Source organism: Streptomyces sp. NPDC059852 (assembly GCF_042731455.1).
In the GTDB taxonomy this organism is placed as follows: Bacteria; Actinomycetota; Actinomycetes; order Streptomycetales; family Streptomycetaceae; genus Streptomyces.
Genome location: NZ_JBHWJK010000008.1, coordinates 198906 through 220751, shown reverse-complemented (window position 1 = coordinate 220751; position 21846 = coordinate 198906). Strand labels below are relative to the sequence as shown.

Below are 21846 nucleotides of genomic sequence, written 5' to 3'. Positions count from 1 at the left end.
TCATGGGCGATCCGGCTACGCCCGGGCGGCGGCCTCGGCGGCCTGGGTCGTGACGGCCTGCGCGGCGCCCTTGGCGCGCCCGGTCAGCCGCCACCCGACCATGCGGAGCATGCCGGCCGGCTCCGGCGGGAACACGCCCAGCTGCCCGAGCATCGTGATGTCGTCGCGGACCGCTTCGTGCGAGACCACCTTGCCGTCGCGCAGGCCGAGCACATGGATCTGCTCGAAGTCGATCTCGCGGCCCGTGGGCGGTATCGCCTGATCGAGACCGCCGTCCCGGAACTTCACGAACGGGCCCGTGTGGCGGCCCTGCATGCGCAGGCGCACCCAGACCCGGTCGTCCTGGTGGGCGATGTCCTCGACGGCGAAGCGCAGTTCACTGAAGGCGGAACGCATCCACGCCCCCGACGCCAGCACCCCGGCGGGTCCGGGGATCGAGCACGCCTCGGGTGACACCGCGGCCTCGCGGTTGCGGAAATCCGCGTGCACCACGTCCGCGGCCAGGGCCCGGTCGCCTGTCTCGAGGACGCGGAAGAGGCCACGGCCGAGTTCCGAAGCGTCCATTCCCATGATCAAGCCTTTCGTCGGCGGCCGAAGGGCGGCCCCAAGACCGACCTGAAGCGCAGTTGGAGTAACACCATACCTAATGAATTCATGGTGCTAGCATCGGATCATGTCGCCCAAACGCCCCTATGTGTCCCCGCTGCGCGCCGAGGGTGCGGCGCGCACCCGCGAGCTGATCCTCAGCAGGGCCACGGCGCTGTTCGCCGAGCGCGGCTATGGGCGGGTCGCGGTCGCCGACATCGCGTCGGCCGCGGGGGTCGCCCCGAAGACGGTGTTCGCCAGCGTCGGGAGCAAAAGCGACATCCTGTACCGGATCGTCGACGAGGGGGTGACGGCGTCGGGCTACCGCGAGGCCATGGAGGAGATACTCGCCCTGCCGACGCCGGAAGCGGTCCTAGGTGCGCTGGCACGGGGCACGCGGGCCGGCAACGAGAGCCAGTACCCCGTACACGAAGCCATCCGCAAAGCACTCCCCGTCCACGAGGACGGCGAAGCCCTGTGGGAACGCGCCACCGCCGCCTACCGTGACGCGCTGCGCGCCGCCGCAGGCCACCTCCACACACTGGAGCCGTCGCCCTCCTGCCCGGAGCAGGAGACGGCCGACCTCCTCTGGTACTGGTTCGGGCCCATGGGCTGGCACGCGCTGGTGGCGGAGAACGGCTGGACGTGGGACCGGGCCGAGGAATTCCTCCACAGAACCGCCGTCCGCACACTCCTTGCATGACCCATCCGAAAGGTGCCCCTGACCATGCCGCGCAGTCGTTCCTTCGTGCAGGTCGACGTGTTCCCCACGCAGCCCTACTCCGGCAATCCGGTCGCGGTGGTCCTGGACGGGACGGACCTGAGCGATGAGCAGATGCAGCGATTGGCCCGGTGGACGAATCTCTCCGAGACCACGTTCGTCCTGCCGCCCACCGCCCCGGAGGCGGACTACCGGCTGCGCATCTTCACGCCCGAAGGCGAGTTGCCGTTCGCCGGGCACCCCACCCTCGGCTCCGCACGCGCCTGGCTCGAGGGCGGCGGCACACCGCGGCACGCGGGCCACCTCGTGCAGGAGTGCGCCGCCGGCCTGGTCACCGTGCGCCGGAGCGAGGACTGGTTGGCCTTCGCCGCCCCGCCCCGGGTGCGCACCGGCGAGCTCGACGACGACCACCTGAAGCGGATCGTGAGCGCGTTCGGCATCACACGAGAGCAGGTCGTGACTCACCAGTGGGTCGACAACGGGCCCGGCTGGGCCGTGCTCCGACTGGCCACCGCCGAGGAGGTCCTCGCCCTCGAACCCGACCTGACCCTGATACCGGACGCCATGGTCGGCGCGATCGGCCCCTGGCCCGAGGGGTCCGAGTACGCGTTCGAGCTGCGTACGTTCGCCCCGGGCATCGGCGTGCCCGAGGACCCCGCGTGCGGCAGCATGAACGCCGCCGTCGGGCAGTGGCTCACCTCCACCGGCGCCGCTCCCTCCACCTACCGCGTCTCCCAGGGAACGAGGGTGGGACGGGCCGCGCGCATCGAGGTCACCGCCGACAGCGACGGCACGGTCTGGGTGAGCGGGGCGACCGTCGTCCGCGTCCGCGGCACCATCACCCTCTGACCCGGAACCGGAGGGTGCGGTCTCGACGTTCCGGCCCGCTTCGTGGCAGGCTGCCGATTCGGCGGGGCAGTCATGGTTCGTACGGCGTCGGTGGCCCGGAGGACGGGCGGAGAGGAAACGGGAGCATGACCAGCGCGGTGCAGAGTTACGGTCTGACCTGGACCGACCCCGACGGCGCGCCGCAGGCGTCGGCGAAGGTGTTCGAGAAGACCGCCGCCAACCAGCGCCGGCGTGCGCTCAAAGCCTCAGGCTGTACGCACGTGAAGGTGGTGAAGGTCCGCCCGGGCGAGCTCCCGCGACTGCACACCTGAGCCGCGCTGGGCGTACCCCTCTCGGGCCGCCCGGTGGAGCCGTACGGCGCGGACAGCGGACCGTACGGCCGGGGAAAGTGCTCGGCTGCCCCGCTCGCCGTGTCCGGGCACGGCGAGCGGCATCGCCTCGATGCTCAGTCCAGCAGTGCGGTCGCCTCCACCTCGACGAGAACGTCCGGCTCGAAGAGATACTCCACCCCGATGAGTGAGGCCGGCGGCAGGGGAAGCGGGAGCCCGATCTCGTCGGCGACGGCCTCCACACCGCTCATGAAGTCACCGATCTTCTCGGGGCTCCACCGGGTCACGTAGAACGTCAGGCGCACCACGTCCGTGAAGGTCGCGCCCGCGCCCGACAGCCCGACGGCCGTATTGCGCAACGCCTGGGCGACCTGCCCGGCCAGATCGCCGGGCGCGACGGCGGTCCCGTCGGCCTGGCGCGCGATCTGTCCGCTGACGTGGACGTGCTTCGTCCCGGTGCCCACGGCGACATGGTGGTAGGGGACGGGCTGCAGCATGCCCTTCGGCGTGAGGTACCGAACAGTCATGGCCTCTTCTCCTCTCAAGAAGTATCCGTAAGCTACCTAGTGGCAGAAGGACACTTCAACGAGACCAGGTTTCGCCTTGGACACCGACGACGAACTCCGCATCGACGCCCCGCACCGCGAACTGCTGGACCAGGTCCTCGACAAGTGGTCGCTCGGCGTCCTCAACGAACTCTGCGCACGCCCGTGCCGCTTCAACGAACTGCGCCGGGCCATCCCCCAGGTCACGCAGAAGTCCCTGACCGCGACACTCCGGCGGCTGGAACGCAACGGCGTGGTCGAACGCGAGGTCGTCTCCACTCGCCCCGTCGCGGTCGAGTACCGCATCACGCCCCTCGGCAAGACGCTTCGGCACCCCGTCGAGGTACTGCTGGCCTGGGCCGCGCAGAACATGCCGGCCATCGAGCACGCACGCGCCGTTTTCGACGGGCGGGAAGAAGCGCGCCTCTGAGGCACCGACCCGCCGTTGCGTCCCTCCGCCCCGCGGTCATCGGGTCGTCCCTGTCACCGGCCGGGCGGCCGCCCGTGTCAGGGCGATGGTGAAGGGATGGGTCGGGGTCGCCAGAACCCGCCGCGTCGGACCCTCCTCGACGAGCTCCCCGCCGTCCAGGACGGCGACGCGGTCGGCCAGCGCCGCCGTGCTCAGGTCGTGGGTGATCAGGACCAGGGACAGGTCGCCGCGGTCCTCGACCAGTCCGGTGAGCAGGTCGAGGACGCCCCGCCGGGTGAGCGGGTCCAGGCCCGAGGTGATCTCATCGCAGATCAGGACGCGGGGACGTGCGAGCAGGGCGCGGGCCAGGCCGGCACGCTGGAGCTCGCCGCCGGACAGCCTGCCCGGACGCCGGTGGGCCGCCTCCTCCGGGAGACCGAGTCCGGCCAGAGTGGTCAGTGCCTCCCGCATCGCCGCGTCCTGGTCGGTACCCAGCAGGCGTACGGCCGTCCGGGCGACCTGCTGGACGACGGGGCGATGCTCGTCGAAGGCTGCGCGCGGGTCCTGGAAGACGTACTGCACCGCCGCCAACTGCGCGCGACTGCGGTCACGCAGACTGCGCGGCAGCGGATCGTCACCGAGGAGGATCTCACCGCCGAGGTCCCGGTGGAGGCCGGCGACACAGCGGGCCAGGGTGGTCTTGCCGCTGCCGGAGCGGCCGACCACGGCGAGCGACCGGCCCGGGTACAGGGTGAGTTCGGGGACGCGCACCACCACGGCGGAGCCGCGTGCGCCGTCGCGGTGCCGGGCCGTGAGGCCGCGTATCCGGAGGACGGGCGTCGGCCCGCCGCCGGTCGGTACAGCGGGCAGCGCTTCGCGCGCCCGTGGTGGCGTATGCCCGGAGGCCAGGTACTCGGCGTCCGTCGACTGCGTGCGCCCGTGCAGCAGTTCACGCGTCCTTCGGTCCCGGGGTGCGGTGAGGATCCGCTCGGCCGGGCCGGATTCGACGACCCGGCCGGCGCGCAGCACCACCACCTCGTCGGCGAGGGAGTGCACCACGTCCAGGTCGTGGCTGAGCAGCAGCACCCCGATGCCACGGGCCGCGACGGCCCGCAACCGCTCGACGATACGGCTCTTGGTCAGGGCGTCCTGCCCCGTGGTGGGCTCGTCGGCCACGACGACCCGCGCCCCGAACAGCAACGCCTGCGCCAGGACGACGCGTTGCTGCTGGCCGCCGGAGAGCTGGTGGGGATGGCCCCGCAAGAGCATGGCCGGGTGCGGGAGTTGCGCCTCCGTCAGGACGTCCAGGACGCGGTCGCGTGCCGCCGCCCGGCGTTGCCGCAGCGGAAGCCGGCGTACCCGCGTGCGGGCGATGTCGGTCAGCAGCGCGGAGACGCGACGGGCGGGGTTGAGAGCCGCCGCAGGATGCTGGGGAACGTAACCGACCAGGCCGCCGTCCGCCACCCGTACCTCACCCGTGACGCGGGCACCCTCCGGGTACTCGCCGAGCAGGGCCAGCCCGGTGGTCGTCTTGCCGCTGCCCGACGCGCCGATCAACGCGGTGACCCTGCCGGGCCGGACCCGCAGGCTCACCCCGTCGACGATCGCCCGGCCCTCCACGACAACGCGCAGATCGCGGATCTCGGCGACGGGATCCGCAGCCGTGTGCTCGTCGTTCACGAACGTCCCTCCTTCCTCGCCCGCCGTCCACCCTCGTCCAGCGCCGCGTCGAAGAGGAGGTTCGTCCCCGTCGTCAGCGTGACGATCAGCACGGCGGGGACGACCACGGCCCACGGCTGCACGAACAGCCCCGTCCGGTTGCGGTCCACCATGACCGCCCAGTCCGCGGCGTCGGGCGCCACGCCGACCCCCAGGAAGGCGGCCGTGGCGACCAGGTAGAGCACACCGGTGAGCCGGGTGCCGGCGTCGGCGGCCAGGGGGCGCAGCATGGCGCGGCCGACATACCCCACGGCCGTCCGCCACCACGTCTCGCCCTGCAGACGCAGTGCCTCGACCGCCGGCCGGGCGGCGGCCTCCGCGGCGGCGGCGCGCACCAGCCGGGCCGCGTCCGGCACGTTGGCCAGCGCGACCAGCAGGGTGAGACCCACGGCGCCCGGCGAGAACACGGTGGCCGTCAGCAGGACCAGCAGCAGCGACGGCACCGCGAGCAGTACGTCCAGGGGGCGCATCAGCAGTTCCTCCAGCCAGCGGTGCCGGGTGAGCGCGCCGAACAGACCGACCGGGAGGGCGACCAGGTAGGTCAGGGCGGTCGCGGCGAGCGCGGTCAGCAGCACCGGCCGCCCGCCGTGCAGCGCCTGCCACCACACATCCCGCCCCACGAAGTCGGTGCCGAGCCAGTGGCCTTCACCCGGTGTGAAGGACGCGGCCCGCGGACCCGGATCACCCGCGACCACCGGGCCGAGCAGCGCGAGAACGAGCGGTACTGCGACGACGGTGACCCCGAGGGCGAAGCGGCCGGTCCACACGACCCTCACGCGGCCACCCCCGCCCGCGGTGTGAACCGGTGGGCGACCAGGTCGGCACCCAGATTCAGGACGACGGTCAGCACGCCGAACACCACCGCCAGTCCCTGCACCACGGGCACGTCCCGTTCGGCGACCGCACCCAGCAGGACGGTGCCGAGCCCGGGGATCACGAACAGGGCCTCCACCACCACGACACCGCACAGCAGCCAGTCGACCGTGCGGGCCAACTGCTGCGCGGCGGGCGCCAACGCGTTCGGCAGCGCGTGCGCGTACCGGATCCGGACGCCGGACACACCGTAGCGGCGGGCGTGCGCCACGTACGGGGAGGCGAGGGCGTCGATCATGCCGGCGCGGACCAGCCGCGCCAGCGAGCACACCGGCCGCGACAGCAGCAGCAGTACGGGCAGGACCAGCGCCGCCGGATGGGCGAGCAGGTCGGTGCCGTAGCCGAGGGCGGTCGGCGGCAGCCAGCCGAGCCGCAGCGCGAACACCGTCACCAGCAGCACCCCGAGGGCGAACTCGGGGACCGCGTACACGGCCAGTGTCACGGAGCTGATCAGCCGGTCCACCGGTCGGCCCGCGTGCCGGGCGGCCAGCACCCCGAGCCCGAACCCCACCGGCACCAGCAGCGCCACGGTCAGGGACGCCAGCAGCAGGGTCGGGCCGAAGCCGTCGGCGAGGTACTGGCGCACGGGACGGCCGGAGACCAGCGAGGTGCCGAGGTCGCCCCGCGGCAGCCCCGCCGCCCAGTGGGCCAGTCGCTCCCAGGCCGGCCGGTCCAGCTCCATCGCCTCCCGGATGGCCGCGACGCGGGCCGGGTCGGGCTGGTCCCCGGCGAGGGCGACCGCGGCGTCGCCCGGCAGCGCCTCGGTGAGCGCGAAGACCAGCAGCACCACGGCCACGGTCTGCAGGCCGCCGAGGAACAGCCGCCGGGCGACGAAGGAACGCGGTGTGCTCACGTGAGCCACACCGTGTCGAAGCGGGCCCAGTCCAGGGTGTTGGCGGGCGCCTTCGCGTCGACCCCCCTGACCCGTGAGGCCGTTCCGATGATCCAGTCCGCGAACCCCCAGACCAGGAAGCCGCCTTCCGCGTACAGGCGGCGCTGCATGCGTTCGTAGACGGCGGCGCGCCCGGCCCGGTCGCGGGTGGACTGGGCCTGCTGATAGAGCGCGTCGAAGTCCTTGTGCCGCCACTTGGTGGCGTTCGTGGTGGAACCGGTGAGCAGCCGCTGGGAGATGTGGGCCTCGATGGGCATGGCTCCCGAGCGGTAACAGGACAGGGTGCCGTTGTCGAGGATGTCGCTCCAGTAGGAGTCCTTGCTGCCCATCGCGACCTCGACGGTGACCCCGGCCCTCCTCGCCTGGTCGCGGAAGATGCCGGCCGCCTCGGTGAACCCGGCGGCGACGGCGGAGGTGTTCAGGGTGACCTTCAGGCCCTCGGCGCCGGCCCGCTTCAGCAGCGAGCGGGCCCTGTCGAGGTCCTGTTCGCGCTGGGGCAGGCCGTCGGCGTAGTACTCGTACCCCTTGCCGAACAGGTCGTTGCCGACCTCGCCCGCGCCGGACAGCGCACCGTCGACGAGTTCCTGGCGGTCGGCGATGAGGAAGAACGCCTGACGCACCCGTGCGTCGTCGAAGGGCGGCCGGTCGGTCTTCATGCAGAACGCCTGCATGGCGCTGCCGCGCAGCCGCACGATCTCGATCCGTCCCTTGTTCTCGTGGGCGCGGGCGGTGGTGGGGTTGAGTTCGTGCGCGTACTCGACCTGCCCGCCGAGCAGCGCGTTGACCCGCGCGGACTCCTCGTTGGCCACGACGAACTCGATCTCGTCGAGATGCGGGGCGCCCTCCCAGTAGGCGTCGTGGCGGCGGAAGACCGCCGAGCGGCCGGGTGTGAAGGACACGAAGCGGAACGGACCGGAGCCGACCGGCTTCTCGTCGAAGTCGGCGGCGCCCTCGGGCACGATGTACGCGCCGAACGCGGCGAGCACGTTGGGGAATTCGGCCGTGGGCCGCTTGAGCACGAACTCGACGGAGCGTTCGCCGGTGGCGCGGCTGGCGTCGAGGTCGATCGGCTCCAGCGACGCCCTGGCGCGGAACGCCCGCTTCGGGTCGGCGATCCGGCGGTAGCTGTAGAGGACGTCCCGCGCGGTGACGGGGCTGCCGTCGTGGAAGACGGCCTCGCGCAGGGTGACGTGCCAGCGGTCCAGCGTCTTGCCGGGCTCCCAGCTCTCCGCGAGGCGGGGCACGGCGGACAGGTCGGCGCCGTAGTCGGCGAGCTTGTCGAACAGGGCCTTCGCGCGGGCGGCATCGGCGAACAGGTTGGCGAGGTGCGGATCGAGGGTCTCGCTCGCACCCCCGCCGGCGAAGGCGGCGCGCAGCCGCCCGCCCCTCCTGGGCGAGCCGCCGTCCTGGCCCGCCCCGTCGTCGGCGCCGGGGCCGCCGCACCCGGCCAGGGCGAGCGCGCCGGCGCCGGTCGCGGCGAGGAAGCCGCGACGGCGCAGCTCGGGGAAGGGGGAGGGACGGTGGGTCGAAGCGTCGTGCATGGGAATCCTCAATGGGTGGTCGTGCGGGTGGGCGGCTGGATGAGACGGGCCACCACGTGCAGCCGGTCGGCGTCCGTGGTGTGCCCGGGGAGCAGGTCCTCCTGCCAGGGCGGTTCGGTTCGCGGGCCGGGTCCGTCGTGGAGCTCCAGGACCTCGAAGCCATGGCCGGCCAGCAGGTACCGCAGCTCCTGCGGGAACAGCAGCCGCCACGCGGAGTACTGCTCGACGGGTTCGGAGCCGTCGTCGGCGGTCCACACGCGCCTGCGGCGCAGCAGTTGGTCCGTACGGTCCACCGTGAGGGTGGTGACGGATCGGCGGACGGTGCCCTGCCAGGTGAACGCGTCGGTCCTCGGTGTGTCGAGGAGGTCGGTGCGGCCGAGGAAGTACGCGCCGTTGCGCATCTCCGCGACGAGCAGCCCGCCCGGCGCGAGGGCGTGGCGGCAGGAGGACAGGAAGCCGTCGAGCTGGTCGTTGGTGTGGCAGTACAGCAGGGCGCTGTCCAGGCACACCACGGCGTCGCACACGGCTCGCCCGAGGTCGAATCCGTGCAGGTCGGCGCGGACGTACTCGGGTCCGGGGTGATGCTCACGGGCGTAGGCGAGCATCGCCTCGGAGAGGTCAGCGCCGATCACCGTACGGCCGGCGCCCAGCAGCCACGCCGCGTCTCGGCCGGTTCCGCAGCCGAGGTCCAGTACGCGCGCCCCGGCGCCGTGCCGCCGCAGGCAGTCCAGCGTCCAGCGTGCGGCCAGGCGACCGGGGTCGGGGAAGCGGGCCTCGTACAGGGCGGGGTGGTCGGTGAGCAGGTTGTGCACCACGGAGGTCATGCCGGGGTCCTTCCTCGTACGGCGGCGGGGACGGGGGGATGCGGCGGCGCGGGCAGCTTCCCCAGGCGGCGCAACCGCAGGACACCGACTGCCGAGGCGAGCCCGGTGAGCGCGCAGCACGCCCACGGCAGCCACGCGGCGTCGCCGTGCCGCCCGGTGTCCATGGCCCACCCGACGACCGCGTTGCCGATCGCTGCGGCGACACCGGAGACGACGTAGAAGAGGCCGAAGTGGGTGCCGGTCAGTCCCGGGCGGCCGAAGGCGGGGACCATGTCCATCACGAACGGCTGGGCGACCATCAGCCCGAGGTACAGCAGCAGGGCGCCCGCCAGCACGGGCAGCACCCGCGACACCGCGCCGTCCGGGCCGTCGGACGCCGTGGCGACCAGGACGGGCGGCAGGAACGCCGACGCCATGAGGCACAGCCCCGTCGCGACCCAGCGGGCCCGGTCCCCTCGCCGATGGAGCGCACGGGTCAGCCGCAGCTGGAGCAGGAGGCTCGCGAGGGCGCCGACCACGAAGACCAGACCGGCGGCACCGTCCCAGCCGGTGGCCCGCCGTGCCGCGTCGGGCAGCAGCAGGTACAGCTGGCTCTCCAGGGTGAACAGGCCGGACATGGCGAGCGCGAAGGCCAGGAAGGCGCGGTTGCCCAGCACCTCCCGCCAGTCGGCGAGCACCCCGCCCCCGCTCGGCTCGACGGGCCGGGCGGGCAGCATCAGGGCCTGTGCGACCGTCAGGACCGCGAAGACGCCGGCGGCCGTCAGCGCCGAGGTGCGGAAGTCGACCAGCAGCAGCGCGCTGCCCAGCAGCGGGCCGATCAGCGCCCCCGTGGTGGCGAACACATTGAACAGGGCGAACGCCTCGGCCCTGCGTCCCTCGGTCTCCCGCGCGACGTAGGCACGGACGGCGGGGTTGAACAGCGCGCCCGCGAACCCGCTGAGGACGGACGCCGCGAGCAGGACGGCCAGGTGGTCGCCGAGCGCGAACAGCGCGAACCCGGCGGTGCGCAGCGTGCAGCCGGCGATGATGACGCCTCGCGCGCCCAGCCGGTCGGAGGCGGAGCCGCCGATGACGAACAGCCCCTGCTGGCTGAGGTTCCTGACGCCCAGGACGACACCGGCGACGGCGGCCGACAGGCCCAGGTTCTCGGTGAGGTGGGTGGCGAGGTAGGGGATGAGGAGGTAGAAGCCGGTGTTGACGCCGAACTGGTTGACCAGCAGGAGCCGAACGGCGGGTGGCAGGCGGCGTATCTCGTGCCAGGTCTTCACGGCGCCCCGTCCCGCGGTGTGACGCCCAGCCCCGGCGAGCCGCTCGCCCGAACCCAGCCGTCCCGACCCCCGATGCCGGTCCACGGGTCGTGCGCGAGCAGCAGGTGCCCGTCCAGGTCGGCCCAGTGGGCCCGGCCGGCGAGGTGCACGGCGGGCGCGATCCCCAGCGTGCTGGCGGCCAGACAGCCCAGCATCAGCCGCGTGCCGCTGCCGTCGATCGACTCGGCGATGCGCAGTGCCGCGTACACCCCGCCGCACTTGGCGAGCTTGACGTTGACGCCGTGGACGCGCCCGGCCAGGCGGCGCACGTCCTCCAGGTCGACGGCGTCCTCGTCGGCGATGACGGGCAGCGGTGACCGCTCGGCCAGCGCGGCCAGCCCTTCCGGGTCGCCGGGGGCGAGCGGCTGCTCGACGGCCTCGACGCCGAGCGCGGCGAAGCGGGGCAGCAGGGCCCGCGCCCGCCCGGCGGTCCAGGCGCCGTTGGGGTCGAGGAGCAGCCGTGCGTGGGGCGCGGCGTCCCGGACCGCCCGGACGCGTTCGACATCCTCCTCCGGATCGGTCGCCCCCGCCTTCACCTTGAGCACCTGGAAGCCGCTCGCCGCGAGGGCGCGGGCCTGCGCCGCCGCACGTGAAGGCGATGTGATGCCGATGGTGCGGGCGGTGGCCGCGACCGGGGTGTCCTCGGTGCCGAGGAGCCGGTGGACAGGCTCGCCGGCGCGCTTGCCGACGAGGTCCATCAGAGCCGCCTCGACGGCGGCGGTCACGGCCGGGGGAGTGTCACCTGCGGCCAACTCACCCGTACGCAGGGCTTCCAGCGCGGTCTCGGGATCGGGGAAACGGTCCAGATCCGCACCGGCGTCGGTGAGGTGCCGCGCGAGTCCCACGGCGTCGAGCCGGTAGTAGACGCTGGCGACCGCCTCGCCGTGACCGGTCACACCCTCATGCCTGACACTCAACTGGACTGCGTCACGGCCGGACATCGTCGAGCGGGAGATGCGCAACGGCTCGGCGAGCTCCAGGCGTACGGTGTGCAGTTCGGTCCTCATCGGTCCTCCTCACGCGGCGCGCCCGGATCGGTGACACGGGTGCAGCGCGCCCAGCCGGTGGCCTCGGTCGCGTACGGGTGCGGGATCTCCACGGGGCGGACGGCCGCGGCGGCGGGATCGACGCCGTGGGCGGTCGTGAAGTCGTCGTCGTAGACGGTGGAGAGGTAGCGGTGCGGCCCGTCGGGGAAGACGGTGGCGACGACCGCGCCCGGGTGGACCCGGGCCGCCCAGGCGGCGACGCGGGCGACGGCACCGGTGCTCCAGCCACCGCTGACGAAACTGCCCCGGGCGAGCCGCCGACAGCTGTCCACGGCCTCGGCCGGTCCCACCCAGTGCACCTCGTCGAAGGCGTGGTGGGCGACGTTGCGCGGATGGATGCTGCTGCCCAGGCCGCGCATCAGACGGGGCCGGGCGGGCTGGCCGAAGATGGTGGAGCCGACGGAGTCGACACCGATCAGCCGCAGGGCCGGCCAGTGCCGCCGCAGGGGACCGATCACGCCGGCGCTGTGCCCGCCGGTGCCCACGCTGCACACCAGCACGTCCACGTGGTCGAGCTGGGCGGCGAGTTCGGCGGCGAGCGAGGCGTAGCCGGCCGTGTTGTCGGGGTTGTTGTACTGGTCGGGCCAGTAGGCGTCGGGCAGTACGGCGAGCAGGGCGCGCAGCCGGGAGATCCGCGCGGCCTGCCAGCCGCCCCGCGCCTCGGGCCGGTCCACGATCTCCAGCCGCACCCCGTACGAGCGCAGCAACTGCCGTGTGGACGGCTCGAGTTCGCTGTCGCCGACCAGGACGACCGGATGGCCCAGAGCCTGTCCGGCGAAGGCGAGCCCGATGCCGAGGGTGCCGGAGGTGGACTCCACGACGGGGACGCCGGGGCGCAGTTCGCCGCGCTCCCGGGCACCCATCAGCATCGACACGGCGGCCCGCGCCTTCATCCCGCCCGCCGCGAGCCCTTCGAGTTTGGCCCAGAAACCGGGGTGGGGGCCGGGCAGGTCGGCGGTGACGCGGAGAACCGGGGTGCGACCGAGCAACGTGAGCAGTTCCGGGCGGGCGGTGGCCCGCAGGGCGGTGGTCACGGGGTGCCTCCCGGGCATCCGGCGCGGTAGCGGTGGACGGTGCCGGGGCCGCCGTCCAGCCAGAAGAAGGGATACGGCTCGGCACACACCGCGCTCACCCCGTGCCCCAGCAGCCGGGGGAGTACGGCGCTGCCGGTCTGGGCGAACATCACCAGCGGCTTGTCGTGCCGCGCCGCGTGCTCCCGCAGCGCTTCGAAGGTCCCGTTGCCCAGGGTCATCCCGGACACGAGCAGGGCGTCGCAGCGGCCGGCCGAGGCGAGCGCGTCGGTGGCGACCGGTTCGCCCCACTCGGTGACGCCGCCCTTGAGGTCGCAGGGGATGTAGCGCAGCCCTCGTGAACGCAGGGCCTCCAGCAGGGAGTTGACCACGCCGACCACGAGCACCGTCGACCCGGGCGGCAGGACGAGCAGCCCGGCGACCGCGTCCGCCCGGACCCGCGACTTCTCCAGCGACGTCCCGGCCGGCAGGGCGACGGGCCGCGCGCCGTTCTCCGGGATGTGCGGGAAGGCGTGCATCAGGTAGGCGTCGAGCGCGGCGACCCGCACCGGCAGCATCGGGTGCCCGAGCAGCCGGGCCACGTCCGCGCCGGCACAGTCCTCCACCGCGCCGTCGGGCAGCGCACCGGGCTCGACCGCGCAACTGCCGACGGCCTCGGCCAGACGCAGGCTCAGGACCTCGTTGCGGTACCCGGTACCGCGCCCCTCGTGCCGCACGGCCTGCCGGGTGGTGAAGGCCACGGAGACCCGCAACCCGGCCGGATCGGGACCGAGTTCGCCGGCACGGGTGAGGGAGAGCAACTCCTCGAACGTCGTGGCGCCGCCGGCGGAGAGCGGGTCGGCGCAGACCGGGCCGGCAGGGGCCTGGGCCGCACCGGCGGACGGCGAGCCGACGGTCCTCATCGGATCACCATCCCGGACCGCACCTCGGCCAGCAGCGACTCGACGCGGGCACGAGCGCCGCCGCCCGACGGGTCGCCCGCCATGACATGCCCCAGGTACTCGTTGTTGCTGCCCGCCGCCTTCACCTGCCGGCCCGGCTCGGCGAGTTCCACCTCGAGCACGTCCGGCGCCGTCCGCACACAACCGCCGTCCAGCGCCGCGAGGGTGCCCGTGACCTCCGGTACGAGGAAGCCGATGGCGGCGCTGCGCAGTCCGGTGTCCGTGCGCCGCAGGTCGGGGGAGTGGCCCAGGCTGACGTCGACGAAGGCGGCGGCGAGGTCGATGCCGGTGACATGCCGTAGCAACTCGGTGATGCGGTTCCCCGCAGGACGTGGATTGACCTCGACCACGCGAGGCCCGGCCGACGTCAGCTTGATCTCGGTGTGCGCCACCACGCCGTCCGTGAGGCCGAGCGCCGTGATCGCGCCGAGCGCGGTCCGCTCGACGGCCCCCATGTCCGCGGCGGACAGGGCGGCGGGGAACATGTGGCCGGTCTCGATGAACGCCGGCTCCCCGCCGACGCTCTTGTCCGTCACGCCGACGACGTGCACCACGCCCGCGTGCGAGACCGACTCGACGCTCACCTCCGGGCCGTCCAGCAGCTCTTCCAGCAGCACGGCGGACGACCGTCGCTGCCCACGCGCGTTGACCGGGAAGTCGGCCAGCGCCTTGACGGCGGCGGCGAGCTGCGCCTCGTCGTCCACCCGCCGCACCAGCATGCCGGCGCACAGGTCCACGGGCTTGACCACCAGCGGATAGCCGATGTCCCCCGCACACCGCGCGATGTCGGCCCATTCCTCGTGCACCCCGAACCGCGGCCCGGGCACCCCTGCCTCCGCCAGCACCCGGCGGGTGGCGTCCTTGCGGCAGGCGTTCTCGATCGCCTCGGGAGCCGGTCCGGGCAGCCCGAGCCGGGCGGCCGTACGCGCCACCACCGGCAGGTAGTAGTCGCACGACGTGAGCACCCCGTCGAACCCCAGCACGCCGTGCAGGCGCTGCACTTGGGGCACCAGTGTCTCCACGTCGTTGGTGTCCGCGGTGATCACGTTGCGCGCCCCGAGCAGCGGGTGCGCGGTGCCCTCGGGTGCGGCACGCAGGTAGTGGTGCAGGTCTCGGGTGAGGAAGGTGAACTCGTGGCCACCCTCCCGGATCGCCCGGGGCAACAGCCTGCTCATCGATCCGACCCAGCTCTCGACCACCAGCAGATGGGCCACGGCTCCCCTTTTCATGTCGTCGCGAAGGACGCGGCCTGGAAAGCCCAGGGCCGCGACGTCGTCGACACGATATCGGTAATCATTTTCATTGTCAGGTAGCGTGAGGCTCCGACGAGGCCCCGACGAGGCCGAACTGAGGAAGGAACTGCCGATGCCCCGCACCACACCGACCGGCTACACCGTGCGTCCCGCGACCGCCGAGGACGTCGACGGCGCCCGCGCCGTCATGCTCGACACCTTCTACGAGGAGTTCGGCTACGGCTACGTACCCCGCTGGCACCGCGACGTGGTGGACATCGAGGGCACGTACCTCGACGACCCCCGCCACGTCCTGCTGGTCGCCCTCCACGGCGGCGAGGTGGTCGCCACCACCGGCGTGCACTCGACGGGCCCGGCCCACCCGCCGCACCCCCGCCGGCTGGCCGAACGCTATCCGTCCGGCACCACCGCCCAGTTGGTCCGCGTCTACGTCCGCCCCGAGCACCGGCGCCGGGGCCTGGCGCGCACACTGGTCGAGGAGGCCCGCGACTTCGTGGCCGGGACGGCGGGCTACGACCGCCTCTACCTCCACACCAACACACGGGTGCCGGGCGCCGAGGCCTTCTGGCGCGGCATCGCCAAGGAGATCTTCGACGCCCGCACCACGGGTGAGCATGGCCCGGGTGTCGCCACCGTCCACTTCGAGATCCCGCTCTGAGAACGCCCTGCTGAGCGCAGACGGTGGCCGGAACAGGGCCTCTGCGCCGAACGCTGCGCATGCCGCCGGGGCCGGGCTGGGCAGAGTGGTCCTCAAGCGGTGGCAGCCGTAAGGGGGGATCGGATGTCATGGGACTGGGCAACGACGGTCACCACGGCCGGAGGTGTCGCGGCCGCGTTGATCGGTGTCGTCGCCGGCTCGTACCTCACCAGCCGCATCAACCGGATGCACTGGTCGCGCGAGAAGCAGATCGACGCCTGTTCGGCCATCGTCGCCGAGTCCACGCGCATCCAGCTCGCGTTGCGCCGTGCCTGGAAGCACGGCGACTCCGTGGACTGGGTGCCGTGGAACGTCGCGTTGGGCACGATCTGGCTCGTGGGCAGCCCTGCCGTGGTACAGGCGGCGGCAAGGATCGACGAGGTGTTCTGGGCGCACAGCGACCAGTTCATCGATCAGACCGCCTCGGGTGAGCAGGTGTGGCGTCGGGCCCGGGACGAGATGGAATCCGCCCGCCTCGAGTTCATCAACGCCGCTCGTCTGTCTGTCGACCCTCAGCACACGCCGCTGCAACAGGCACCCGTCGCCAGGCCCCCGCTGTCTGGTGCCGATTCCACTGGCGCGACCGGCCCGGACGACGTGAGGGGAGCCGGAGTCGCCTGAGTCGGCACCGCGCTCGCGCTCGGAGAGCCGAGCGCTTCGCCGGCAGGCGTCGATCGGCGGTGCGGCGCGCCCCGGAGTGCGTGCACGCCCCGTCGCCGCTGCGCAACAGCACTGCAAAGACCTCTGAGGGATTTGTAAACGCTATTGACCTATGGGGCCGCCGTACATACGGTCCTCCGTCGAAGCGCTTCGACGCGCCTCATCGAAACGATTCGACGAGGCGCCTCATCCGTTCGGCCCAGGTAGGAGTCACTTCAATGGTGAAGGTGCGCAGACCGCTGGCTCTCACAGCAGCCGCCCTGGCGGGTGTCATGCTGATGACGTCGTGCGGGAGCTCCGACGGTGGTGCGGAGGGCGACGGCAAGACGCTGAAGCTCTGGCACTACGAAGCCCCCAACAGCGCCATGGGCGTCGCCTGGAACCAGGCGATAGACGAGTTCAAGAAGTCCCACCCGGGCGTGAAGGTCGAGTTCGAGGCCAAGGGCTTCGAGCAGATCCAGAAGACCGCCTCGATGGTGCTCAACTCCAGCAACGCCCCCGACCTCATGGAGTACAACAAGGGGAACGCCACCGCCGGCCTGCTGGCCAAGCAGGGGATGCTCACCGACCTCACCCCTCAGGTCACGAAGCACGGCTGGGACAAGCTGCTCGGCCCGAGCGTCACGACCACCAGCCGCTACGACGCCAAGGGCGTCATGGGCTCGGGCAACTGGTACGGCGTCCCGAACTTCGGCGAGTACACGATGGTGTACTACAACAAGGACCTCTTCGCGAAGAACGGCGTGAAGGTCCCGACCACGTTCGACGAGTTCGAGCAGGCCCTCGCCGCCTTCAAGGCCAAGGGCATCACCCCGCTCGCCAACGGCGGCGCCGAGTACCCCGCCCACCAGTACCTGTACCAGCTCGCCCTCACCAAGGCCGACCGCGGCTGGGTCGACTCCTTCGAGCTCTACAAGGGCAAGGCCGACTTCCACGACGCCGCCTGGACGCACGCCGCCGACACCCTGTCGGACTGGGTGAAGAAGGGTTACATCGCCAAGACCAGCAGTGGCGCCAAGGCCGAGGACGCCGGCGTGTCCTTCATCGGCGGCAAGTCCCCGATCTTCTTCTCCGGCAGCTGGTGGTACGGCCGCTTCCGCGACGAGAACAAGTTCAAGTGGGGCTCGTTTCTCTTCCCGGGCAGCAAGCTCACCCTCGGCTCCGGCGGCAACCTGTGGGTCGTCCCGAAGAACGCCAAGAACAAGCAACTGGCCTACGACTTCATCGACATCACGATGAAGAAGGGCATCCAGAACACCCTCGGCAACAACGGCGGCGTGCCCGTCGCCGCCGAGCCCTCGGCGATCACCGACCCCAGCTCCAAGGAGCTGATCGAGAACTTCAACAAGGTCTCGTCCGAGGACGGCCTCGCCTTCTACCCGGACTGGCCGGTCCCCGGCTTCTACGACGTGCTGGTCTCCGCCACCCAGAAGCTGATCACCGGCAGCGCGAGCCCCGACGCGGTCCTCGACGAGCTGCAGAAGGCCTATGACGCGGGTGCGCCCACGTCATGAGCGCCCGACCCCTCCGGCTGCGCAATCCCTACGCGCTTTACCTGATCCCGGGTGTCCTGGCCTTCCTGGCCGTCGTGATCGTGCCGTTCGCGATGAACGTCTACTTCAGCCTCACCCACTGGCAGGGCGTCGGCTCGCCCACCTGGGCCGGGCTGGAGAACTACCAGGAGCTGATGAAGGACTCACGGTTCTGGGAGTCCTTCCGGCACAGCGTCGCCATGGTCCTGGCGATGGCGGTGATCCCCACCGCCGTCGGAATCGTGGTGGCCGCGGCGCTGTTCGACTTCATCGGCAAGCACTTCGGTTCGAAGCCGGCCAGCGTGCTGCGGGCCTGCTTCTACCTGCCCCAGGTCCTGCCCATCACGGTCGCGGGCATCGTCTGGAGCTGGATCCTGGCCCCCGAGAACGGCTCCCTCAACGAGCTGCTGAAGGCGGTGGGGCTCGGCTCCCTCCAGCAGGACTGGCTGGGCGACCCGGACTTCGCGCTCTACAGCGTGATGGCCGTGATGGTCTGGGTGCAGCTGGGTTTCCCCGTCGTGATCTTCATGGCGGGCCTCCAGCGGGTCGACCCCTCGCTCCACGAGGCGGCCGAGCTGGACGGGACGAACTGGTGGCAGCGCTTCTGGCACGTGACGCTGCCCCAGATCCGCCCCGAGATTTACGTCGTCATGCTGTGGTGCACCATCGCCGCCCTGAAGGTCTTCGGCGCGGTCTACGTCCTCACCAAGGGCGGTCCCGCCGACGCGACCATCGTGCCGTCCTACTTCTCCTTCTCGACGTTCTTCGAGAAGACGGACGTCGGCTACGGCTCCGCGATCGCGACGGTCCTCACCCTCATCATCCTGGCGCTGACCACGATCGGACTGCGCTTCCAGACCCGGTCGGAGGACGCACAGTGAACGCGCTCAAGCGCTACCCGGTGCTGGTGGCGATGCTCCTCGGCGCGGTCTTCATGGTGCTGCCGCTCCTCATCGTCCTCGTCAACGCGCTGAAGTCACCCGCCGAGTACTCCGCGAACGGCCCGCTGTCCCTGCCCCACGGCCTCTACCTGGACGGCCTCAAGGACTTCTGGATCCGGGTCGACTTCGGCAACACCCTGCTGAACTCGGTCGTGATCTCCGGGTCGGTCGCCGTCTTCGGCGTCATCCTCTCCGTCCTCAACGCGTACGCGATCGGCATCGGCCGCATCAAGGGCAAGGCGTACTTCCTCGCCTTCTTCGTGCTGGCCAACGTGCTGCCGCAGGAGGCCCTCGTCTACCCGCTGTACTACCTGTCCAAGGAACTGGGCCTGTACGACACGAGGCTGAGCCTGATCATCGTCTTCAGCGTCGTGCAGGCGGCCTTCGGCACGTACCTGCTCTCCTCCGTGCTCGGTGCCTTTCCCAGGGAGATCATCGAGGCCGCCCGGATCGACGGCGCCAACAGCTGGCAGATCCTGTGGCGCATGGTGGTCCCGGTCAGCCGGCCCACCATCGGCGTCCTGCTGGTGTTCTTCTTCATCTGGACCTGGAACGAGTTCCTGCTGCCCCTGGTCATGCTGCCGTCGAACGACAACCAGACCGTCTCGGTGGCGCTCGGCGTGCTCCAGGGGCAGCGTCTGATGGACGCGACCATGACCAACGCCGCCGGCCTGCTCGGCGCACTGCCCGCGATCGTCTTCTTCCTGCTCTTCCAGCGGACCCTGACCCGGGGCATCGCCGTCGGCGCGGTGAAGTGACGCGCACCCGGCTCGCCCCTCCCACTCCCACTCCCACTCCCACACGTACGAGAACGCCGGTGGCCGCCCACCGGGAAAGGCATCGTCCATGAAGTTCACCAACGGGTACTGGCTGCTGCGCGAAGGCATCACGGCGGCGTATCCGGCCGAGGTCCTCGATGCCGTCCCCGGCCCCGGAACGCTCCGGGTCCACGCGCCGACGCAGCCCATCCGCCACCGCGGTGACCTGCTCAAAGGCCCTCTCATCACGGTCGACTGCACCGCGCCGATGCCGGGTGTCATCGGTGTGCGCATCACGCACTTCGAGGGCGGAGTCGAGACCGGCCCCCACTTCGAACTGCGCCACGAGCCGCACGATCCCGTCGTGGCCGTCGACGACGAGCAGGCCGTCCTCACCTCGGGCGACCTGAGCGTCCGCTTCCGAATGGACGGCGGCTGGCGCATGGAGTTCCAGGCCGACGGACGCACCCTGACCAGCAGCGACACCAGGGCCATGGCGCTGATGGAGACCGCCGAGGGCAGGCACTACATCCGCGAGCAACTCGGCCTCGGCGTCGGCACATCCGTCTACGGCCTCGGCGAGCGCTTCGGCCCGCTCGTCAAGAACGGCCAGAGCGTCGACATCTGGAACGCCGACGGCGGCACCAGCAGCGAACAGTCCTACAAGAACGTCCCGTTCTATCTGACCGACGCCGGCTACGGCGTCTTCGTCGACGACCCCGGCAAGGTCTCCTTCGAGGTCGCCTCCGAGCAGGTCTCGCGCGTCCAGTTCAGCGCCGAGCGGCAGCAGTTGCAGTACTACGTCATCCACGGCCCCACGCCGAAGGAGATCCTGCGCAGGTACACCGCCCTGACCGGCCGGCCGGCGCTCCCGCCCGCTTGGTCGTTCGGACTGTGGCTGACCACGTCCTTCACCACCTCCTACGACGAGCAGACCGTCACCGGTTTCGTCGAGGGCATGGCCGAACGCGATCTCCCGTTGTCCGCCTTCCACTTCGACTGCTTCTGGATGCGCGAGTTCAACTGGTGCGACTTCGAGTGGGACCCGCGCGTCTTCCCCGACCCCGAGGGGATGCTGCGTCGCCTCAAGGAACGGGACCTGCACATCTGCGTATGGATCAACCCGTACATCGCCCAGCGCTCCCCGCTGTTCGCCGAAGGCAAGGACGCCGGCTACCTCCTCAGACGCCCCGACGGCGGAGTCTGGCAGTGGGACCTCTGGCAACCCGGCATGGCCCTGGTGGACTTCACCAACCCCGACGCCTGCGCCTGGTACGCGTCCAAGCTCGAAGCCCTCCTCGACATGGGCGTCGACTGCTTCAAGACCGACTTCGGCGAGCGCGTCCCCACCGACGTCGCCTGGTTCGACGGCTCCGACCCGGAGCGGATGCACAACTACTACACGCAGCTCTTCAACCAGACCGTCTTCGACGTGCTGCGCAAGCACCGCGGCGAAGGAGAGGCGGTGCTCTTCGCCCGCTCCGCCACGGCCGGCGGCCAGCAGTTCCCCGTGCACTGGGGCGGCGACTGCGAGTCCACCTACGAGTCGATGGCCGAGTCCCTGCGCGGCGGCCTCTCCCTCGGCCTGTCCGGATTCGGCTACTGGAGCCACGACATCGGCGGCTTCGAGGGCCTGCCCGACGCCGGCCTCTTCAAGCGCTGGGCCGCCTTCGGCATGCTCTCCTCGCACAGCCGCCTGCACGGCTCCTCCTCCTACCGCGTGCCGTGGCTGTTCGACGAGGAGGCCGTGGACGTCCTGCGCCACTTCACGAAGCTCAAGCTCAGCCTCATGCCCTACCTCTACGGCGCCGCGCACCAGGCACACACGGAAGGCGTGCCCATGATGCGGGCCATGCTGCTGGAGTTCCCGGACGACCCGGCCTGCGCCCCGCTGGAACGCCAGTACATGCTCGGCGGGGACCTGCTCGTCGCGCCGGTGTTCTCGGAGGACGGCGCGGTGTCGTACTACGTGCCCGAGGGCACCTGGACCCACTTCACGACCGGCGAGAAGGTCACCGGCCCCCGCTGGGTCCGCGAGACCCACGACCACCTCAGCCTCCCCCTGCTGGCCCGCCCCGGTTCCGCCATCCCGGTCGGCTCGGTCGACGACCGTCCCGACTACGCGTGGGCGGACGACGTGACGGTCCGGGTCTTCGAGCCGGCCGACGGCTCCCGCACCACCGTGCGCGTCCCCGGCGAGGACGGCACGACGGCGGCCGAGATCACGGTCGTGCGCGAAGGATCCACCCTGCGGGCCGAGACCTCCGACGCCTCCCTGCCCTGGGGCATCGAGGTCGTCGGCGGCCCCTCCGCCCGCGCCGCGGCCGGTACGGCCGTTCTCGCCCTCACACTCTCCGATACCCGAGGATGATGGGGCACGACGGGACTCGAGA

General features: G+C 71.6%; 22 protein-coding genes. 10 read left to right on the top strand and 12 right to left on the bottom strand.

Features of this window, described 5'->3' with window-relative positions; genetic code table 11:
• Window positions 1–15 precede the first annotated feature (15 nt).
• On the bottom strand, window positions 16–570 hold the full coding sequence (locus tag ACFV46_RS13525; RefSeq protein ID WP_385498209.1) for an ester cyclase: 555 nt from the start codon (window positions 568–570) through the stop codon (window positions 16–18).
• A gap of 103 nt (window positions 571–673) precedes the next feature.
• Between ACFV46_RS13525 and ACFV46_RS13520 the strand changes: the two genes are divergently transcribed.
• The 3 genes from ACFV46_RS13520 (at window position 674) to ACFV46_RS13510 (ending at window position 2466) form a co-directional block, all read left to right on the top strand.
• Entirely contained in the window at window positions 674–1288 is a 615-nt protein-coding gene (locus ACFV46_RS13520; RefSeq protein WP_385498208.1) for a TetR/AcrR family transcriptional regulator, read from the top strand.
• A 24-nt stretch (window positions 1289–1312) separates the two neighbouring features.
• On the top strand, window positions 1313–2155 hold the full coding sequence (locus ACFV46_RS13515; protein WP_385498206.1) for a PhzF family phenazine biosynthesis protein: 843 nt from the start codon (window positions 1313–1315) through the stop codon (window positions 2153–2155).
• Between the two features lie 125 nt (window positions 2156–2280).
• Window positions 2281–2466, top strand: a complete 186-nt coding sequence (locus ACFV46_RS13510) for a hypothetical protein (protein ID WP_361935863.1) — start codon at window positions 2281–2283, stop codon at window positions 2464–2466.
• A gap of 134 nt (window positions 2467–2600) precedes the next feature.
• Here ACFV46_RS13510 and ACFV46_RS13505 read toward each other — a convergent pair whose 3' ends face one another.
• On the bottom strand, window positions 2601–3011 hold the full coding sequence (locus ACFV46_RS13505; RefSeq protein ID WP_385498204.1) for a RidA family protein: 411 nt from the start codon (window positions 3009–3011) through the stop codon (window positions 2601–2603).
• Between the two features lie 76 nt (window positions 3012–3087).
• Here ACFV46_RS13505 and ACFV46_RS13500 point away from each other — a divergent pair, with 76 nt between their 5' ends.
• A complete protein-coding gene (locus ACFV46_RS13500) occupies window positions 3088–3459 on the top strand; it encodes a helix-turn-helix domain-containing protein (protein ID WP_361935866.1) in 372 nt (123 codons plus the stop codon).
• Between the two features lie 36 nt (window positions 3460–3495).
• Here ACFV46_RS13500 and ACFV46_RS13495 read toward each other — a convergent pair whose 3' ends face one another.
• From ACFV46_RS13495 to ACFV46_RS13450, 10 genes are read right to left on the bottom strand one after another with little or no spacing between them, the layout of a single operon-like run.
• Window positions 3496–5118, bottom strand: a complete 1623-nt coding sequence (locus ACFV46_RS13495; protein WP_385498203.1) for an ABC transporter ATP-binding protein — start codon at window positions 5116–5118, stop codon at window positions 3496–3498.
• Complete coding sequence (locus ACFV46_RS13490) at window positions 5115–5933, bottom strand: ABC transporter permease (protein WP_385498202.1); 819 nt, start codon at window positions 5931–5933, stop codon at window positions 5115–5117. The genes ACFV46_RS13495 and ACFV46_RS13490 overlap by 4 nt, the downstream gene beginning before the upstream one ends.
• Window positions 5930–6883, bottom strand: coding sequence for an ABC transporter permease (locus tag ACFV46_RS13485; protein ID WP_385498201.1), 954 nt, complete (start codon window positions 6881–6883; stop codon window positions 5930–5932). The genes ACFV46_RS13490 and ACFV46_RS13485 overlap by 4 nt, the downstream gene beginning before the upstream one ends.
• Entirely contained in the window at window positions 6880–8463 is a 1584-nt protein-coding gene (locus ACFV46_RS13480) for an ABC transporter substrate-binding protein (RefSeq protein WP_385498200.1), read from the bottom strand. The genes ACFV46_RS13485 and ACFV46_RS13480 overlap by 4 nt, the downstream gene beginning before the upstream one ends.
• Window positions 8464–8471: 8 nt before the next feature.
• The gene (locus ACFV46_RS13475; protein ID WP_385498199.1) at window positions 8472–9287 is read right to left on the bottom strand and encodes a class I SAM-dependent methyltransferase; all 816 of its coding nucleotides are present in this window, start codon (window positions 9285–9287) and stop codon (window positions 8472–8474) included.
• Window positions 9284–10555: an MFS transporter gene (locus tag ACFV46_RS13470; RefSeq protein ID WP_376726326.1), complete on the bottom strand. Its 1272-nt coding sequence runs from the start codon at window positions 10553–10555 to the stop codon at window positions 9284–9286. Before ACFV46_RS13470 ends, ACFV46_RS13475 begins: the two co-directional genes overlap by 4 nt.
• Window positions 10552–11601, bottom strand: coding sequence for a dipeptide epimerase (locus ACFV46_RS13465; RefSeq protein ID WP_376726327.1), 1050 nt, complete (start codon window positions 11599–11601; stop codon window positions 10552–10554). Before ACFV46_RS13465 ends, ACFV46_RS13470 begins: the two co-directional genes overlap by 4 nt.
• A complete protein-coding gene (locus tag ACFV46_RS13460) occupies window positions 11598–12692 on the bottom strand; it encodes a PLP-dependent cysteine synthase family protein (protein ID WP_385498198.1) in 1095 nt (364 codons plus the stop codon). Before ACFV46_RS13460 ends, ACFV46_RS13465 begins: the two co-directional genes overlap by 4 nt.
• Window positions 12671–13573, bottom strand: a complete 903-nt coding sequence (locus ACFV46_RS13455) for a Rossmann-like domain-containing protein (protein WP_385498197.1) — start codon at window positions 13571–13573, stop codon at window positions 12671–12673. Before ACFV46_RS13455 ends, ACFV46_RS13460 begins: the two co-directional genes overlap by 22 nt.
• The gene (locus ACFV46_RS13450; protein ID WP_385498196.1) at window positions 13570–14826 is read right to left on the bottom strand and encodes an ATP-grasp domain-containing protein; all 1257 of its coding nucleotides are present in this window, start codon (window positions 14824–14826) and stop codon (window positions 13570–13572) included. Before ACFV46_RS13450 ends, ACFV46_RS13455 begins: the two co-directional genes overlap by 4 nt.
• A gap of 151 nt (window positions 14827–14977) precedes the next feature.
• Between ACFV46_RS13450 and ACFV46_RS13445 the strand changes: the two genes are divergently transcribed.
• From ACFV46_RS13445 to yicI, 6 genes are all read left to right on the top strand, one after another.
• Complete coding sequence (locus tag ACFV46_RS13445; protein ID WP_283291218.1) at window positions 14978–15523, top strand: GNAT family N-acetyltransferase; 546 nt, start codon at window positions 14978–14980, stop codon at window positions 15521–15523.
• 123 nt (window positions 15524–15646) lie between these two features.
• The gene (locus ACFV46_RS13440) at window positions 15647–16183 is read left to right on the top strand and encodes a hypothetical protein (RefSeq protein ID WP_385498195.1); all 537 of its coding nucleotides are present in this window, start codon (window positions 15647–15649) and stop codon (window positions 16181–16183) included.
• Between the two features lie 257 nt (window positions 16184–16440).
• The gene (locus ACFV46_RS13435; protein ID WP_385498193.1) at window positions 16441–17736 is read left to right on the top strand and encodes an extracellular solute-binding protein; all 1296 of its coding nucleotides are present in this window, start codon (window positions 16441–16443) and stop codon (window positions 17734–17736) included.
• Window positions 17733–18635, top strand: a complete 903-nt coding sequence (locus tag ACFV46_RS13430; RefSeq protein ID WP_385498191.1) for a carbohydrate ABC transporter permease — start codon at window positions 17733–17735, stop codon at window positions 18633–18635. Before ACFV46_RS13435 ends, ACFV46_RS13430 begins: the two co-directional genes overlap by 4 nt.
• 32 nt (window positions 18636–18667) lie before the next feature.
• Entirely contained in the window at window positions 18668–19453 is a 786-nt protein-coding gene (locus ACFV46_RS13425; RefSeq protein WP_385498295.1) for a carbohydrate ABC transporter permease, read from the top strand.
• 88 nt (window positions 19454–19541) lie between these two features.
• Complete coding sequence (yicI, locus tag ACFV46_RS13420; RefSeq protein WP_385498190.1) at window positions 19542–21824, top strand: alpha-xylosidase; 2283 nt, start codon at window positions 19542–19544, stop codon at window positions 21822–21824.
• Window positions 21825–21846 lie beyond the last annotated feature (22 nt).